Consider the following 16,138-nt stretch of genomic DNA (forward strand, 5'->3'; position numbering starts at 1 on the left):
TCCATCATGTATGCATATGACGAACTCGACCGCACGCTGATCAACGAGCGTGTTTCGGAATTCCGCGACCAGGTGAAGCGCCGCCTTTCCGGCGAACTCACCGAGGACGAATTCAAGATCCTGCGCTTGCAGAACGGCGTGTACCTGCAGCTGCACGCCTACATGTTCCGCGTCGCGATCCCCTACGGCACGCTGTCGTCGAAGCAGTTGCGCCGGCTCGCCCATGTCGCGCGCCGCTACGATCGCGGCTACGGCCACTTCACCACGCGGCAGAACATCCAGTTCAACTGGATCAAGCTCGCCGAGCTGCCCGACGCGCTGTCCGATCTCGCCGAAGTCGGCATCCATGCGATGCAGACCTCCGGCAACAACATGCGCAACGTCACCTCGGACCAGTGGGCAGGGGTAGCGCCCGGCGATATCGAGGATCCGCGGATCTGGTCGGAGATCCTGCGCCAGCACACCACGCTGCATCCGGAATTCTCGTTCCTGCCGCGTAAGTTCAAGATCGCGATCACCGCTTCCGAGCACGATCGCGCCGCGATCAAGATCCACGACATCGGGCTGCGGCTGCACAAGAACGCCGACGGCGAGACCGGTTTCGAGGTGCTGGTCGGCGGCGGCCTCGGCCGAACGCCGTTCATCGCCAAGACCATCAAGCCGTTCGTCCACGGCCGCGACATCCTGAGCTATGTCGAGGCGATCCTGCGCGTCTACAACCAGTACGGCCGCCGCGACAACATCTACAAGGCGCGCATCAAGATCCTGGTGCACGAGCTCGGCATCGAGAAGTTCGCCAAGGAAGTCGAGGAGGAGTGGAAGGCGATGGGCGATGTCGGGCTGACGCTCGATCGCGCCGCCATTGAGGAGGTCCGCTCGCGCTTCTCCTATCCGCCTTACGAGAAGCTGCCGCACATGCCGGACGAGCTGAAGCAGGCCGCGCATGATCCGCTGTTCGAGCGCTGGCGCAAGAACTCGGTCGCGCCGCACAAGGTGCAGGGCTATTCGATCGTGACGCTGTCGCTGAAGCCGGTCGGTGGCCCTCCGGGCGATGCCACTGCCGAGCAGATGGACGCGGTCGCCGACCTCGCGGACAAATATTCGTTCGGCGAGATCCGCGTCGGCCACGAGCAGAACCTCGCGCTGCCGCACGTCGCCAAGCGCGACCTGCCGCAGCTGTTCAAGGCGCTCGATCGCCTCGGCCTCGCGACGCCGAACGTCAACCTCGTCACCGACATCATCGCGTGCCCGGGGCTGGACTACTGCTCGCTGGCCAATGCGCGCTCGATCCCGATCGCGCAGGAGCTGACGCGGCGCTTCGCCAACCACGACACCGCCGACCTGATCGGGCGGCTGCACATCAACATCTCCGGCTGTATCAATGCCTGCGGCCATCACCATGTCGGCCACATCGGCATTCTCGGCGTCGAGAAGAACGGCGAGGAATTCTACCAGATCACGATCGGCGGCCGCGCCGACGAGAACGCGCAGTTGGGCACGCTGATCGGCCCGGCCGTTCCCTATGCGGAAGTCGCCGACGTGATCGAAGACATTGTCGAAGCCTATCTCGCGCTGCGCGACCGTCCCGAGGAATTGTTCGTCGATACGGTGAAGCGTCTGGGCGTCGAGCCTATCAGGGAGCGGGTCTATGCCACTCGTTAAGCAGGGAAGAATCACCACCGATCTGTTCGTGCATGTCGCCGACGGCGCCGAGCTGCCGGGCGACGGCGCGGTGCTGGTGAGCGCCGAGCGCTTTCTCGCCGATCCGGAGGCGCTGCTGCGCCGTCCCGGCAAGCTAGGGGTGATCTGGCCGAACAACCGCAACCTCGACGATCTCGTGCCGCATCTCGATCGGCTGGCCTCGGTCGCGCTGGTGTTTCCGACCTTCCGCGACGGCCGCGCCTACAGCCAGGCGCGCCTGCTGCGCGAGCGTTACGGCTATGACGGCGAGCTGCGCGCCACCGGGCAGATCCTGCGCGACCAGTTCGTGTTCATGACGCGCGCCGGCTTCGACGCCTTCGAGGTGAAGAAGGATGCCGACGCCGACGCGTTTGCCGCGACCATGAAGCGCTATTCGGTGTTCTACCAGCCGACCGGCGACGGCCGCGTCACCGCACTCAACCGCCGCATGCAGCTGCGTCACTCGGAGAGCGCCGGCCAGTGAGCACGCTTGCACCAGGGCTCGTGGTGGCGCCGGCCGCATTGCCCGCGGCCGATGCGCTCGATCGCGCGCTGCGCACGGCCTCGCCCGCCGAGGTGATCGCAGCCGCGGTCAAGACGCTCGGCCGCGAGAAAGTGGCGCTGGTGTCGTCGTTCGGCACCGAGTCCGCCGCGCTGCTCAAGGTGATGGCGGATGTCGATCCGGCGATCCCGGTGGTGTTTCTCGATACCGGCTGGCTGTTCGAGGAGACGCTGGCTTATCGTGACACGCTGATCAAGACGCTCGGCCTCACTGACGTGCGCTCGATCAAGCCCGATGAGGAAGCGCTGTCGCGCCAGGATCCGGACCGCGAGCTGTGGTTCACCGATCCCGACGCCTGCTGTCGCATCCGCAAGGTCGAGCCCTTGGCGCGCGCGCTGAAACCGTTCGCCGGCTGGATCAACGGCCGCAAGCGTTTCCAGGGCGGTGCCCGCGCCGACATCCCGGTTGTCGAGGATGACGGCGTCAGGCTGAAATTCAATCCGTTCGCCAACGTCTCGCGCGAGGAGATCGAGGCGATCTACACGCTCGGCAAGCTGCCGCCGCATCCACTTGTCGCATCGGGATATCAGTCGGTCGGGTGTATGCCTTGCAGCAGCCGGTCCGCTGCCGGCGAGGATGCACGCGACGGCCGCTGGCGCGGTCGGGCCAAGACGGAATGCGGCATCCATACGATGAAGATGTCGTAAGCATGATCCCTGCGACAAACGCGAAGCGTTTGCGCGGGGGCGCTCAATCGCGATGAACCTTCATCGCGATTTGGCGACGCGACAAAGCCTTCGCAGTGCCGCGACTTCGTAGCACAAGCGCGCTGCGCCGCCGAAAACAAAGAAAACCGGTTTCGTTGACTTAAGACCACTTCGCCGTGAGTTATGTCTTGCGTGTTCCCTGACATTTCTCAGGTTGAATGGAGAGCGAAATGATCCGTCGTATCCTGCCGCTGGTCGCGGGACTGTTGTGGGCGAGCTCGGCCTTTGCGGCCGACTATTCGCTGCTGAACGTGTCGTATGATCCGACCCGCGAGCTCTATGTCGATTTCAACAAGGCGTTCGCCGCGGCCTATCAGAAGGAAACCGGCAAGAGCGTCGAGATCAAGCAGTCGCATGGCGGCTCCGGCTCGCAGGCGCGCTCGGTAATCGACGGATTGCAGGCCGATGTCGTCACGCTGGCGCTCGCCTATGACATCGATGCGATCGCGGGCAAGGGCCTGATCGCGGCCGACTGGCAGAAGCGGCTGCCGCTCAACGCCTCGCCCTACACCTCGACCATCGTGTTCCTGGTGCGCAAGGGCAATCCCAAAGGCATCAAGGATTGGGACGATTTGATTAAACCCGGCGTCAGCGTCATCACGCCGAACCCGAAGACCTCGGGCGGCGCGCGCTGGAACTATCTCGCCGCCTGGGGCTATGCGCAGAAGAAGTTCGGCTCCGCGGACAAGGCGAAGAAGTTCGTCGCCGATCTCTATCAGAACGTGCCGGTGCTCGACACCGGCGCGCGCGGCTCGACCGTGACTTTCGTCGAGCGCGGCGTCGGCGACGTGCTGCTGGCGTGGGAGAACGAAGCCTTTCTGGCGCTTCGCGAATTCGGCGCGGACAAGTTCGAGATCGTGGCCCCGGCGCAGTCGATCCTGGCCGAGCCGCCGGTCGCCGTGGTCGACAAGGTCGCCGACAAGAAGGGCACCCGCGCCGTCGCCGAGGCCTATCTGAAGTACTGGTACACCAAGGAAGGCCAGGAGATCGCCGCGCGCAACTCGTACCGGCCGCGCGATCCCGAGATCGCCAAGGAGTACGAAAAATCCTTCGCCAAGGTTGAACTTTTCACCATCGACGACGTTTTTGGTGGTTGGACCAAGGCCCAGAAGGAGCACTTCGCCGAGGGCGGCATCTTCGATCAGATCTACAAGAACTGATCGGATTATCAGGGGGATATGTGAGCACAGCGGTTGCACGTCGCAGTACCCTGCCGGGGTTCGGTCTCACCATGGGACTGACCCTGACATGGCTCTCCGTTATCATCCTGATTCCGCTGGCCGCGCTGTTCCTCAAGACGTTCGAGCTCAGCCTCGACCAGTTCTGGGCCATCATCACCAGCCGCCGCACCCTGAATGCCCTGAAGATTTCGTTTGGGCTTTCGTTTGCGGCCGCCTGCGTCAATCTGGTGATGGGCACCGTCATCGTCTGGGCGCTGGTGCGCTACCGCTTTCCGGGCCGGCGGCTGTTCGACGCCATCGTCGATATTCCGTTTGCCTTGCCGACGGCGGTCGCCGGCGTCGCGCTGACGCAGCTGTTCGCCCAGAAGGGCTGGCTCGGCGCGCCGCTCGCGGAGCTCGGCATCAAGGTCGCGTTCACGCCGATCGGCATCTTCATAGCGATGATCTTCATCGGCATTCCGTTCGTGGTGCGCACGGTGCAGCCGGTGCTGATCGATCTCGATCCCGAGATCGAGGAGGCGGCGGCGAGCCTGGGCGCCAATCGCTGGCACACCGTGTTTCGCGTCATCCTGCCGAGTTTGATCCCGGCGCTGCTCACCGGCTTCGCGCTGGCCTTTGCCCGCGCCATCGGTGAATACGGCTCGGTGATCTTCATCGCGGGCAATCTGCCCAATGTCTCCGAGATCGCGCCGCTGTTGATCGTGATCCGGCTGTCCGAATTCCGCTATGCCGATGCCACCGCGATCGCGGTCGTGATGCTGGTGGCCTCGTTCCTGATCATCTTCCTGATCAACCGGCTGCAGCGCTGGGCGCAAGCCCGCATCCCCGTGCATTGAGGTCGAGATGTCGATGCAGACGGGATTGGTGACCTCGACCACGCAACTGCGGACCTACGCACCCGCGACCGATGTCAGCGTCGCGGCGCCGGCGCCGCGGCTCGAGATCCCGCGCGCGGAGCCGGGGACGGCGCAGCACAATTTGCGCACCGAGCCCGGCCCGATCCGCTTCATCATCATCGCGCTCGCGATTACCTTCCTCAGCGTCTTCGTCGTGCTGCCGCTGGTCGTGGTGTTTGCGTCGGCGTTCTCGAAAGGGATCGGCGCGTATCTCGCGGCGCTGGCGGAGCCTGAGGCGCTCGCCGCCATCAAGCTGACGCTCTTGATCGCCGCGATCTCGGTCACGCTCAATCTTGTGTTCGGCGTGATCGCGGCCTGGGCGATCTCGAAGTTCGAATTCACCGGCAAGACCTTCCTGATCACGCTGATCGACCTGCCGTTCTCGGTCTCGCCGGTGATTTCGGGCCTGGTCTACGTGCTGCTGTTCGGCGCGCAGGGCTATTTCGGGCCGTGGCTGCAGGCGCATAACGTCCACATCCTGTTCGCGGTACCCGGCATCGCGCTGGCGACGATCTTCGTCACCTTCCCCTTCGTGGCGCGCGCGCTGATCCCGCTGATGCAGGAGCAGGGCACCCAGGAAGAGGAGGCGGCGATCTCGCTCGGCGCCTCCGGCCTGCAGACCTTCTTCCGCGTCACGCTGCCCAACATCAAATGGGGCCTGCTGTACGGCGTCCTACTCTGCAACGCGCGCGCGATGGGCGAGTTCGGCGCGGTGTCGGTCGTGTCCGGCCACATCCGTGGCGAGACCAACACGATGCCGCTGCTGGTCGAAATTCTCTACAACGAATACCAGTTCGTCGCCTCGTTCGCGATCGCGTCGCTGCTCGCGATGCTGGCGCTGATCACCCTGGTGGCGAAAACCGTTCTCGAGCGGCGGCTCGACGAGGCAGAGGTGCCCGATGGCGATTGAAGTCAAGAATATCGTAAAGACGTTCGGCAGCTTTGCCGCGCTCGACAATGTCGACCTCAAAGTCGCCGACGGCGAGTTGCTTGCCCTGCTCGGTCCGTCCGGCTCCGGCAAGACGACGCTGCTGCGCATCATCGCGGGCCTGGACTGGCCCGACTCGGGCGAGGTCGCGATCGACGGCGAGAATGCGCTCTCGCGCGGCGCCAGCGAGCGCCAGGTCGGCTTCGTGTTCCAGCACTACGCGCTGTTCCGCCACATGACGGTGTTCGAGAACGTCGCCTTCGGCCTGCGCGTGCAGCCGCGCGCGGTCCGCAAGGACGAAGCGACGATCCGCGCCCGCGTCAAGAACCTGCTGGACCTGGTGCAGCTCGATTGGCTCGCCAACCGCTATCCCAGCCAATTGTCCGGCGGCCAGCGCCAGCGCATCGCGCTGGCGCGCGCGCTCGCGATCGAGCCGCGGATCCTGCTGCTCGACGAGCCGTTCGGCGCGCTCGATGCCAAGGTGCGCAAGGAGCTCAGGCAATGGCTGCGCTCGCTGCACAACGAGATCCACGTCACCTCGATCTTCGTCACCCATGACCAGGAAGAAGCGCTCGAAGTCGCCAACCGCGTCGTAGTGATGGACAAGGGCAAGATCGAGCAGATCGGCTCGCCCGGCGAGGTCTATGACAATCCGGCGACCGCCTTCGTGCACGGCTTCATCGGCGAATCCATCGTGCTGCCGGTCGACGTCGCCGGCGATGCGGTGCGGCTGGACGGCCGTCCCCTGAACATTCCGGCGCTCGGCGCGGCATCGGGCGCGGCAAAACTGTTCGTCCGCCGCCACGACATGGCGGTCGGCCCGGCTGGAACCGGCGCCCTGGAAGGCGCCATCCGGCACGTCCGTTCGTTCGGTCCGATCCAGCGCGCCGAGGTGGCCCTGTCGGGGAGCGAGGGCAAGACCGTGATCGAGATCGACGCCCCCCGCGACCGCGAGCTCCAGGCCGGCGAAATCGTCTCCCTGCAGCCCCGCCGCTACCGGATCTTTGCCGTCCAGGAGTAGGCATCCGGGCGACGGTTCCTGACCACATCCACCGTCATTCCGGGGCGGTCCGTAGGACCGAGCCCGGAATCTCGAGATTCCGGGCTCGCTTCGCGCCCCGGAATGACGGCATTTCACAGCCAAAAGTTAGCCCCTGTTCACCATTCAGCCACGGTTGGTATGCAACAACGGCGGGCTAATCTTTGGGGGTTTTCTTACAGTGAAACGGACGACGGTCGCCCTGTTCGGGCTTCTGCTGCTTGCCGGCTGCGGCACGGACACCAAAATCCCGGAAGAACCGACCATGTATCTCAACATGGCCCAACCCGGCGCTGTCCTGGATAGCCAGGCGGCCGCGATCATGTTTTCGCAGTATCGCCAGAACAATGGCCTTGGCACCGTCGTGGTGGATCCGGACCTGACCAAGCTCGCCGAGCAGCAGTCGCAGGCGATGGCCGCGCGCAACAAGATGGACCATGACGTGAAGGCCCCGCTCGGCAAGCGGCTGCAGGCCGGGGGCTATCCTGCGACGGTGGCGGTCGAGAACATCTCGGCCGGCTATCACACGCTGGCGGAAGCCTTTTCGGGCTGGCGTGATTCACCGCCGCACAAGGCCAATATGCTGAAGAACGGTGTCACAAAAATGGGCATCGCGGCCGTCTATGCTCCCAACACCAAGTACAAGGTGTTCTGGACGCTCATTTTGGCGGCAACCTGACCTCGATAAATTCCGCGTGATCCAGAGCATGATCCGGAAAAGTGTGAGGCGGTTTGCCGAGAAGATCATGCTCAAACAGAGAGCCCTTCATCTCGTTGATTGACGCGGCGGCGAACAGCCGCCACGGTGCGCCGTTCTCGTTGTTTGCAGCCCCAACGGTTACGAATGGATACTTCTGATTCCGCGCCGGCCTCGACGCCCGCGCAAGCGCAGCGCGTGCTGGTTCTTCAGGGCGGCGGCGCGCTCGGCTCCTATCAGGCCGGTGCCTTTCAGGCGCTCTGCCACGCAGGCTTCGAGCCGGAATGGATCGCCGGCATCTCGATCGGCGCCATCAACGCCGCGATCATCGCCGGCAACGAGCCGGCCGAGCGCGTGCCGCGGCTGAAGGAATTCTGGGAGATGGTGTCGGCGCCGGTGCCGTGGAATCCGGTCTCGAAGCATGAACGCGCCCGCTCGCTGTTCAACGAGACCAGCGCCGCCATCATCGCGACCTTCGGCGTGCCCGGCTTCTTCACGCCGCGGATTCCGCCGGCGCCGCTGTGGCCGCCCGGCAGCTCGCAATCGCTGAGCTATTACGACACCGCGCCGCTGAAGAAGACGCTGGAGCGCCTCGTTGATTTCGACCGGATCAACGATCTGAAGACGCGCCTGTCGGTCGGCGCGGTCAGCGTCACCTCGGGCAATTTCCGCTATTTTGACAATTACGAGTTCAGGAAGCTCGGCAAGAAGATAGGCCCCGAGCACATCATGGCCTCGGGCGCGCTGCCGCCGGGCTTTCCGTCCGTGGTGATCGAGGGCGAGCATTATTGGGACGGCGGCATCGCCTCCAACACCCCGCTCGACTTCGTGCTCGACGAGGAGACCAGCCGCGATCTCCTGATCTTCCAGGTCGATCTGTTCAGCGCGCGCGGGCCGTTGCCGGAGACGCTGCTGGAGGCCGCCGAGCGCGAGAAGGACATCCGCTATTCCAGCCGGACGCGGATGAACACCGACAAGAACAGGCAGATCCACAACGCCCGCATGGCGGTACGCGACCTGATCGGCAAGCTGCCCGATTACCTGAAGAACGATCCGTCGGTCGAGCTGCTGCGCAAGGCGTCCAAGGAGAACACCGTCACGGTGGTTCACCTGATCTACAAGAGCAAGAACTACGAGAGCTCCTCGAAGGACTACGACTTCTCCCATGTTGCGATGGTCGAGCACTGGGGCGCGGGCGTCCGCGACGTGCATTTGTCGATGCGTCACAAAGAATGGCTAGAACGGCCGCAGTCCGGGGAGACCATGGTGACTTACGACCTCACGGGGGATGAACCCACACCCCCCGCAAGCAAATAGGAGCGACCGATAATGGGTACGTTGACAGGCAAGACCGCCGTTGTGACCGGCTCGACCAGCGGCATCGGATTGGCGATCGCGCGCGCCTTCGCCGGCGCCGGCGCCAATATCGTTCTCAACGGCATGGGCGTTCCGGCCGATATCGAGAAGGAGCGTTCCGGCATCGAGACCGACTTCAAGGTCAAGGCCGTGCATTCGCCGGCCGACATGACCAAGCCGGCCGAGATCGCCGACATGATCGCGCTCGGCGAGAAGACCTTCGGTTCGGTCGATATCCTGGTCAACAATGCCGGCATCCAGTTCGTTGCGCCGATCGAGGAATTCCCGCCGGAGAAGTGGGAAGCGATCATCGCGATCAATCTGTCGTCCGCGTTCTACGGCATCCGCGCCGCGGTGCCCGGCATGAAGAAGCGCGGCTGGGGCCGCATCATCAACACCGCCTCGGCGCACTCGCTGGTCGCTTCGCCGTTCAAGTCGGCCTATGTCTCGGCCAAGCACGGCATCGCCGGTCTCACCAAGACGGTGGCGCTGGAGCTCGCGCAGCACAAGATCACCTGCAACTGCATCAGCCCGGGCTATGTCTGGACCCCGCTGGTCGAGCACCAGATCCCGGAGACCATGAAGGCGCGCAACATGACCAAGGAGCAGGTCATCAAGGACGTGCTGCTCGCCGCGCAGCCGACCAAGGAGTTCGTGACCTCCGATCAGGTCGCGGCGCTTGCGCTGTTCCTGTGCAGCGACGATGCCGCGCAGATCACCGGCTCCAACTACTCGATCGACGGCGGCTGGACCGCGGAGTAATTTTCCGGCGGGATTTGGCGGCCTAAGAGACAAGCCGGCCCTGATTGGATCAGGGCCGGCTTTTGCTTTGAGGCTGCAGGCGTCGCCATCGCCTGCAGCCATCGCTTTTGGCGAAATTTTGCAACTTTTTCCGATCGGATTCAGGACGATTTGGCACGCCGTGGGATGATGGCATGGGCGTTCCTGGCGAGGAGCAAATCGGATGGAGCAGCGGCAGGCATACAACGAGGTGATGGGCGAACCGCATTCCGAGCTTCGGCCCAGCTCCCAGCTACGGCTCAAGGGCAAGGTGGTCCTCGCCGGGAGCGCCGGTTACGACGAGGCGCGCAAGGTCTGGAACGGCGCCGTCGACAGGCGGCCGGCCATGATCGCCTACTGCGCGGATACCCAGGACGTGGTCGAGGCTGTGACGTTCGCGAGGTCCCGCACGTTCCCGGTGGCCGTTCGCAGCGGAGGCCACAATGTCGCCGGCCTCTCGGTCTGTGACGGTGGCATGGTCATCGACCTGTCGCGGATGAAACGCATCGATGTCGATCCGGTCAGGCGCACCGCGCGCGCGGAGGCCGGCCTCGATCTCGGCGAATTCGATCGTGCCACGCAGGCGCACGGCCTGGCGACCACCATGGGGATCAACAGCGACACCGGCATCGCCGGGCTCACGCTTGGCGGCGGCTTCGGCAAGCTCGGGCGAAAATACGGGTTGACCTGCGACAACCTGATTGCCGCCGAAGTGGTGACAGCCGAGGGACGGGTTTTAAGGGCCAGCGCGACCGAACACCCCGACCTGCTCTGGGGCTTGAGAGGAGGCGGCGGCAATTTCGGCATCGTGACTGCGTTCGAATACCAGTTGCATGCGATCGGCACGTCGTTGCCCGTCGCGTCAACGCTTTATCCTTACGATCAGGCGCGCGAGGCCATGCAGTTCTACGATGAATTCGCCCGCAACGCTGCCGATGAGGTCAACGTCGATGCGGCCCTTGTGACGCTGCCGTCGGGCGACCGGTTCTTCAACATCTCCGGTTGCTATGTCGGCTCGCATCATGACGGTGAGCGTGCCCTTTCGCCGATCGTCAAGTTCGGCTCGCCCGTCGAGACGCGCCTCGCAACCGTTCCCTATCTCGAGATTCAGTCAGGCGGCGATGCCCTGTTTCCGCGGGGACGTCGCTACTACTGGAAGGCGCAGTTCCTGCGCGAGATCGGTGCCGGCGCGATCGACGCGCTGCTCGACGCCTATGCGAGAGCCCCCAACACCGCGTCCTTGCTGGTTCTCCAGCATGTCGGCGGCGCAATTGCACGGGTTCCGGTATCGAGCTCGCCTTACGCCAACCGTGATGCGGCGTTCGACTGCTTTCCGGTTGCGATCTGGGACGATCCGGCCGGTGACGAGGCGAACATGCGTTGGGCGCGCGAGCTGTGGAGTGCCGTCAGGCCCTATTCGACCGGCGGTGTCTATGCCAACAACCTGGGGGATGAGGGCGAAGACCGGGTGCGCGATGCCTATGGTGAAAATTACGCGCGTCTTGTCGCGCTCAAGAGCAAATACGATCCGACGAATTTCTTCCGCCTGAACCAGAACATCAAGCCGACGACATAGTTCTGGGCATCGGAGAAAATCCAAATGCGAAGCCGCTGGACCATTCTTGCTGCTCTGTTCGTCGCTCGTGCCACCATCGCCTTTCAGTTTCAGAGCGTCGCGGCCATCGCGCCACAGCTCAGCCAGGGTCTGGGCGCGAGCCTGGCCGATATCGGCGTTCTGATCGGGCTCTACTTTGCGCCGGGCGCCTTGCTTGCCTTGCCTGGCGGCGCGATCGGCCGCCGCTATGGCGACAAGGTGGTGGTCCTTGCCGGTCTCCTGATGATGCTGGCAGGCGAACTGCTGATGACCACGTCGACGTCGTGGAGCGTGCAGATCGCGGGCCGGCTGACTGCCGGCATCGGCGGCGTGCTCCTGAACGTTCTGATGACCAAGATGGTCGCGGACTGGTTTGCCGGCCGGGAAATCGCCACCGCGATGGCCATTTTCATCAACTCATGGCCGGCCGGCATCGCAGTCGCTCTCATGCTGTTGCCGGCAATCGGAGCCACGCTCGGGCTCCATGCCGTCAATCTTGCCGTCGCCGGGGTGATCCTGATCGGTCTCGGCCTCATCGCTCTGGTTTATCGCGCGCCGGATGCGGCCGTCGCGGTTGAAGGCGAGCCTAGCAGCCTGACCGCCGACACGATCTGCGCCGTGATTGCCGCCGGCCTGATCTGGTGTCTCTACAACATCGGCTTTGCGATGATCTTCAGTTTCGGTCCATCGATGCTGGTCGAGCAAGGCTGGTCCGGCGCCGCAGCCGGATCAACCATCAGTATCGTGCTCTGGCTCGCCGCCCTTTCGGTGCCGTTAGGCGGCTTCCTCGCCGATCGGACCAAGCGCGGCGAGGTCATCCTGGTCACGGGCTGCATCGCCTTCGCGCTCCTGACACTGCTGCTGTCGCGCAGCGGCACGGTGCTTCCCGTCGTCATTGCTCTTGGAATCCTCTGCGGCCTGCCTGCCGGTCCGATCATGAGCCTGCCTGCGCGCGTGCTCGAGCAGAAGACGCGGCCGATCGGAATGGGAATATTCTACACCGTCTTTTACGCCGGCATGCTGGCTGGACCTGCGATCGGAGGAAAGCTCTCCACCACGGTCGGCTCCGCGAGCGCGGCGCTCGACTTCGGCGCCGCCATGCTCCTGGCTTGCCCGGCCGTTCTGTGGTTCTTCCGCCGCATGGTTGCCGGCCAGCATTGGGAGCGGGCGGACATCAGGCGCGCCTGACCGGCGCAAGGCTGAACGCGGTCAGGCAGGTTTCTCAGTCCGGCGGCGGTCATGCATCGCACAATGCCGCGCCGGCGGAATGCTATGACGCCGGCAGCCGCTTGCCGAACGCCAGCACGTGCAGCCCGAGGCGCGAGCGCACGACATAGAACAAGAGGATCGTCTCGAAGGTCAGCGACAGCGAGGTCGAGGCGGCGGCGCCCATGCCGCCGTAACGCGGGACGAGGGCGATGCAGAGCCCGACATTCATCAGGAATGACACCGCATAGGCGGTCGCGCAGATGCTCTGGTGGCCGAGCATGTTCAACAGGCGCTCGACCGGCCCGATCGCCGAGCGCACCACGAGCCCGATCGCGGCAACGAACATGATGCTGTAGCCGTCGACGAATTTCGGGCCGAACAGCCACAGCAGCGGCTTGCCGAACGCCAGCAGGGCGATGGTCGCGAGCAGCGAGGGCCAGAACGTCCAGCTGATGGCGTGTGCGACATAGGCCGACAGCCGGTCCTTGTCGCCGAGCGCGTTGTATTCGGCGAAGCGGTGCGCCGTGGTCGCCGCCATCGCGTAGTGCACGAACGACACCAGCGCCAGCGTCTTCACCACGGCGAAATAGATGCCGACTTCCTCGGACGAGCGGAATTGCTGCAGCATCAGCACGTCGGTGTAGCCGAGCAGCAGATAGAAGCTCTCGACCAGCATGATCGGCAGCGAGATCGCGAACCAGCCCTTGACGTCGTAGGTCTTCTCGCCCACCCCGAGATGGGCGGTGAGGCGGCGGTTGAGCACGATCATCTGGCCGATCGCCGCGATGTACACCGCGGCCGCGCTCGCGATCATCGCCGCGGTGGCGCCGAGATTGAGGCCGAGCGCCAGTGCGCCGGCGGTCAGCGCGATGATCAGCCCCTGCCGAACGATGAACTGCGGCATCAGGCCGAGCTGCATCCAGTCATGCGCGCGGGAGATGCCGTCCTGGGTGTTGGCGACGACGAAGGGCGGCAAGGTCAGGCAACCGATATAGAGCGGCACCACGGCGTTGGGATCGATCCAGGGCGAGGCGAGGTGGATCACGCCGGCGAGCAGCAGCGCGACCATGCTGGACGTCGCCAGCACCACCCAGCGGCCGCCGGAGAGGAAGCCGCGCAGCGCCGCAAGGTCGCCGCGCGCGCGGTATTCCGGAATGATCTTCTGCGCGGAGGGCGCGATGCCGAAATCCATGGTGCTGCCGAGCAGCAGCACCCAGGTCCAGACATAGACATAGATGCCGTAATCCGAGCCGCTCATCCAGCGCGCCAGCAGGATCTGCGCGAGATAGGCGATGGCGGCGCTGATGACGCGGATGGCGAAGATCATGCCGGCGAGGCGTTTGGTGACCGACGCCTCGTTGGTGCCGCCGAGCGCGCGCGCAGCGAGGCCACGCAGGCGTGCGGCCCGGCCCAATGGCGCAGAGGTTGCCGATTGTGTCTCCATCACAGCCAAGGCGGAAAATTCCTAAAGCGCCGCACGGCGGCAATGGCCACCGATCTATCAACGAAACGTTAAGATTGGGTTCGGCGACGCACCCCTTCGGGGTCGTCCCGGGGCAGTGCGAAGCACTGAACCCGGGAGCTCGAGATTCCGGGTTCGATGCGCTGCATCGCCCCGGAATGACCCTACGGCTCAATTCAAATTGATATTGAATTCGTAGCTTTTGTCGCCGCCGACCAGCGTCAGCTTCAGCGCGGCGCCGTCGGCCTTGGCGCCGGGCGGCAGGCCGTCGAGCTCGAAAGAAAAACGCTTCACGCCCGGCGGCGCCTGCGCAACGAGCTTGGGCACCGGCAGCGCCCAGTCGGGCGTCGGCCCCTCGACGAACAGGCTGAGGTCGCGGCTCTCGGGCGCGCTGACATCGACCAGCACGTTGTTCTTGCCGTCGCGCTTGACGTCGCGGATCGAAAGCGGGATGGGGTCGCCGATATTGGCGGGCTTCGGCACCGCGTTGAGCGCTTCCGACAGCGCGGCGTCCTCGGTCGATGCGACGCTCGCGAACGCCAGCTCGGCCTTCGCCTCCACCGGCACGCACAGCTTCTCGCACACCGCGTAGTTGATGTCGGCGCGCAGCACCAGCGGCTTATCGGGATTCTTCGCCACGATGCGCAGCGGCAGCACCACCTGGTGCTTGTAGCCGAGCGAGGTGCCGCCGGCGCCGTCGTCGAATTGCCGCGGTGCCGGCCACATCACGGTGACCGCCTCGACGTTGTCCGACCTGGAGAAATCGAACCGCGGCGGCACGCCGGAATCGCCGGGCGTCCGCCAATAGGTCTTCCAGCCGTCCTGCAACTGGAACGCAATGCCGCCAAGCAGCACCGCGCCGCTGCGCGATCCGGCGAGCAGCCGCACCGCCGAATGCGTGTCCTGTTGCCACGGCGAGGCGTCGTCGGCGCGGACCTCCGTGGCCATACATGCGACGGAAAACAGGGCGGCAACGCCAAATGCGGCACGCAAGGGAACTATGACGATCATGAGACGTCTTTACCTGCAACTTTCGGTGCAAACCATTGAATTGCTTGTGATGCATCGCCGCACGGCGGTCGATGGTTGATTGACAGAACCGCCACCCGATATCAGGATGCGAAATCAGCAGGAAAGGCCTTTGCGGATGCGCCCTGAAGGCAAACCAGGCAAGACTCGCAAGACCGCCGCCGGCAGAAGCCCGGCCGTCGGTGCCCATGCCGCCGAAGGCGGCTACCTCGACGGCCAGATGCTGATCGCGATGCCTGTCATGAACGACCCGCGCTTCGAACGCTCCGTGATCTACATGTGCGCGCATTCCTCCGAGGGCGCGATGGGCATCATCGTCAACCGTCCCGCCGGCAGCATCGATTTCCCCGGGCTGCTGGTGCAGCTCGACATCATCGAGAAGTCGGACCAGATTCAGCTGCCCGAGAATGCCGAGATGATGAAGGTGATGAAGGGCGGGCCGGTCGACACCGGCCGCGGCTTCGTGCTGCATTCCAGCGACTTCTACATTCAGGATGCGACGCTGAACATCGACGACGGCATCTCGCTTACCGCGACCGTCGATATCCTGAAGGCGATCGCCAAGGGCGCAGGGCCGAAGCACGCGATCCTCGCGCTCGGCTATGCCGGCTGGGCGCCGGGCCAGCTCGAGAACGAGATCCAGCACAATGGCTGGCTGCATTGCGACGCCGATCCGGAGCTGATCTTCGGTACCGACGTCGACGAGAAATACGCGCGCGCCTTGCGCAAGATCGGCATCGAGGCCGGCATGCTGTCGAACGACGCGGGCCACGCGTAGGCCGCGCTGACGTCGTCGACGATTTGTCCACATTCACGGTGTCGTCCCTGCTTTCGCACTAGCGTGTCTACACGGTTTTGGGGCGCGACAGATTGACTCGGTGCAGCAAGAAGTGGCGTCTCTGCAGCATGTTGTATGATTCTCTCACTGGCGCTTTGATTCGAAGGAGCGCCAGCGATGCAGCCGGATTTGTCTTTGGGTGAGTTCGGGGACGTTCGTCTCGACAAAAGGGGGCGACGC

Annotated in this window: 15 protein-coding genes; 13 read left to right on the top strand and 2 right to left on the bottom strand. The window is 64.5% G+C overall.

Translation table 11 applies throughout. From position 1 onward, the window contains the following. The first annotated feature begins 6 nt into the window (after positions 1–6). From ACVW1B_RS39665 to ACVW1B_RS39720, 12 genes are all read left to right on the top strand, one after another. The gene (locus ACVW1B_RS39665; RefSeq protein WP_456822892.1) at positions 7–1,662 is read left to right on the top strand and encodes a nitrite/sulfite reductase; all 1,656 of its coding nucleotides are present in this window, start codon (positions 7–9) and stop codon (positions 1,660–1,662) included. Beyond that, positions 1,649–2,164 carry a DUF934 domain-containing protein gene (locus ACVW1B_RS39670; protein ID WP_016845212.1) on the top strand — a complete coding sequence of 172 codons (516 nt, stop codon included), beginning with the start codon at positions 1,649–1,651 and terminating at the stop codon, positions 2,162–2,164. Before ACVW1B_RS39665 ends, ACVW1B_RS39670 begins: the two co-directional genes overlap by 14 nt. Beyond that, positions 2,161–2,889: a phosphoadenylyl-sulfate reductase gene (locus ACVW1B_RS39675; RefSeq protein WP_456777839.1), complete on the top strand. Its 729-nt coding sequence runs from the start codon at positions 2,161–2,163 to the stop codon at positions 2,887–2,889. The genes ACVW1B_RS39670 and ACVW1B_RS39675 overlap by 4 nt, the downstream gene beginning before the upstream one ends. Before the next feature lie 230 nt (positions 2,890–3,119). Then, positions 3,120–4,109 (top strand): sulfate ABC transporter substrate-binding protein, encoded by a 990-nt coding sequence (locus tag ACVW1B_RS39680; protein ID WP_050387293.1) that lies wholly within the window; start codon positions 3,120–3,122, stop codon positions 4,107–4,109. A gap of 50 nt (positions 4,110–4,159) precedes the next feature. Next, a complete protein-coding gene (cysT, locus tag ACVW1B_RS39685) occupies positions 4,160–4,966 on the top strand; it encodes a sulfate ABC transporter permease subunit CysT (protein ID WP_092086688.1) in 807 nt (268 codons plus the stop codon). A 7-nt stretch (positions 4,967–4,973) separates the two neighbouring features. Further along, positions 4,974–5,936, top strand: coding sequence for a sulfate ABC transporter permease subunit CysW (gene cysW / locus ACVW1B_RS39690; RefSeq protein ID WP_456777838.1), 963 nt, complete (start codon positions 4,974–4,976; stop codon positions 5,934–5,936). Further along, positions 5,926–6,975 carry a sulfate/molybdate ABC transporter ATP-binding protein gene (locus tag ACVW1B_RS39695; RefSeq protein ID WP_456777837.1) on the top strand — a complete coding sequence of 350 codons (1,050 nt, stop codon included), beginning with the start codon at positions 5,926–5,928 and terminating at the stop codon, positions 6,973–6,975. The genes cysW and ACVW1B_RS39695 overlap by 11 nt, the downstream gene beginning before the upstream one ends. A gap of 199 nt (positions 6,976–7,174) precedes the next feature. Beyond that, positions 7,175–7,672: a CAP domain-containing protein gene (locus ACVW1B_RS39700; RefSeq protein ID WP_456777836.1), complete on the top strand. Its 498-nt coding sequence runs from the start codon at positions 7,175–7,177 to the stop codon at positions 7,670–7,672. 165 nt (positions 7,673–7,837) lie between these two features. Next, complete coding sequence (locus tag ACVW1B_RS39705) at positions 7,838–9,007, top strand: DUF3734 domain-containing protein (protein ID WP_438077346.1); 1,170 nt, start codon at positions 7,838–7,840, stop codon at positions 9,005–9,007. Between the two features lie 12 nt (positions 9,008–9,019). Beyond that, positions 9,020–9,808, top strand: coding sequence for a 3-hydroxybutyrate dehydrogenase (locus tag ACVW1B_RS39710; protein WP_137476689.1), 789 nt, complete (start codon positions 9,020–9,022; stop codon positions 9,806–9,808). 202 nt (positions 9,809–10,010) lie between these two features. Then, positions 10,011–11,402 (top strand): FAD-binding oxidoreductase, encoded by a 1,392-nt coding sequence (locus tag ACVW1B_RS39715; RefSeq protein ID WP_456777835.1) that lies wholly within the window; start codon positions 10,011–10,013, stop codon positions 11,400–11,402. A gap of 24 nt (positions 11,403–11,426) precedes the next feature. Beyond that, the gene (locus tag ACVW1B_RS39720) at positions 11,427–12,608 is read left to right on the top strand and encodes an MFS transporter (protein WP_456777834.1); all 1,182 of its coding nucleotides are present in this window, start codon (positions 11,427–11,429) and stop codon (positions 12,606–12,608) included. Positions 12,609–12,690: 82 nt separating this feature from the next. Here ACVW1B_RS39720 and ACVW1B_RS39725 read toward each other — a convergent pair whose 3' ends face one another. Next, a complete protein-coding gene (locus ACVW1B_RS39725; RefSeq protein WP_456781777.1) occupies positions 12,691–14,073 on the bottom strand; it encodes an oligosaccharide flippase family protein in 1,383 nt (460 codons plus the stop codon). Between the two features lie 189 nt (positions 14,074–14,262). Next, complete coding sequence (locus ACVW1B_RS39730; protein WP_456777833.1) at positions 14,263–15,102, bottom strand: protein-disulfide reductase DsbD domain-containing protein; 840 nt, start codon at positions 15,100–15,102, stop codon at positions 14,263–14,265. Positions 15,103–15,238: 136 nt separating this feature from the next. On the opposite strand from ACVW1B_RS39730, the gene ACVW1B_RS39735 reads away from it, so the two are divergent. Continuing rightward, positions 15,239–15,898 carry a YqgE/AlgH family protein gene (locus ACVW1B_RS39735; protein WP_456781776.1) on the top strand — a complete coding sequence of 220 codons (660 nt, stop codon included), beginning with the start codon at positions 15,239–15,241 and terminating at the stop codon, positions 15,896–15,898. Positions 15,899–16,138: the final 240 nt, after the last annotated feature.

Source organism: Bradyrhizobium sp. USDA 4502, from assembly GCF_054063355.1.

Bases quoted from the DNA above. Each gene is read 5' to 3' on its own strand.
- ACVW1B_RS39710 (WP_137476689.1), top strand. From the start codon at position 9,020: ATGGGTACGTTGACAGGCAAGACCGCCGTTGTGACCGGCTCGACCAGC.
- ACVW1B_RS39680 (WP_050387293.1), top strand. From the start codon at position 3,120: ATGATCCGTCGTATCCTGCCGCTGGTCGCGGGACTGTTGTGGGCGAGC.
- ACVW1B_RS39735 (WP_456781776.1), top strand. From the start codon at position 15,239: ATGCGCCCTGAAGGCAAACCAGGCAAGACTCGCAAGACCGCCGCCGGC.
- ACVW1B_RS39725 (WP_456781777.1), bottom strand. From the start codon at position 14,073: ATGGAGACACAATCGGCAACCTCTGCGCCATTGGGCCGGGCCGCACGC.
- ACVW1B_RS39715 (WP_456777835.1), top strand. From the start codon at position 10,011: ATGGAGCAGCGGCAGGCATACAACGAGGTGATGGGCGAACCGCATTCC.
- ACVW1B_RS39705 (WP_438077346.1), top strand. From the start codon at position 7,838: ATGGATACTTCTGATTCCGCGCCGGCCTCGACGCCCGCGCAAGCGCAG.
- ACVW1B_RS39695 (WP_456777837.1), top strand. From the start codon at position 5,926: ATGGCGATTGAAGTCAAGAATATCGTAAAGACGTTCGGCAGCTTTGCC.
- ACVW1B_RS39730 (WP_456777833.1), bottom strand. From the start codon at position 15,102: ATGATCGTCATAGTTCCCTTGCGTGCCGCATTTGGCGTTGCCGCCCTG.
- cysW (WP_456777838.1), top strand. From the start codon at position 4,974: ATGTCGATGCAGACGGGATTGGTGACCTCGACCACGCAACTGCGGACC.
- ACVW1B_RS39670 (WP_016845212.1), top strand. From the start codon at position 1,649: ATGCCACTCGTTAAGCAGGGAAGAATCACCACCGATCTGTTCGTGCAT.
- ACVW1B_RS39665 (WP_456822892.1), top strand. From the start codon at position 7: ATGTATGCATATGACGAACTCGACCGCACGCTGATCAACGAGCGTGTT.
- ACVW1B_RS39720 (WP_456777834.1), top strand. From the start codon at position 11,427: ATGCGAAGCCGCTGGACCATTCTTGCTGCTCTGTTCGTCGCTCGTGCC.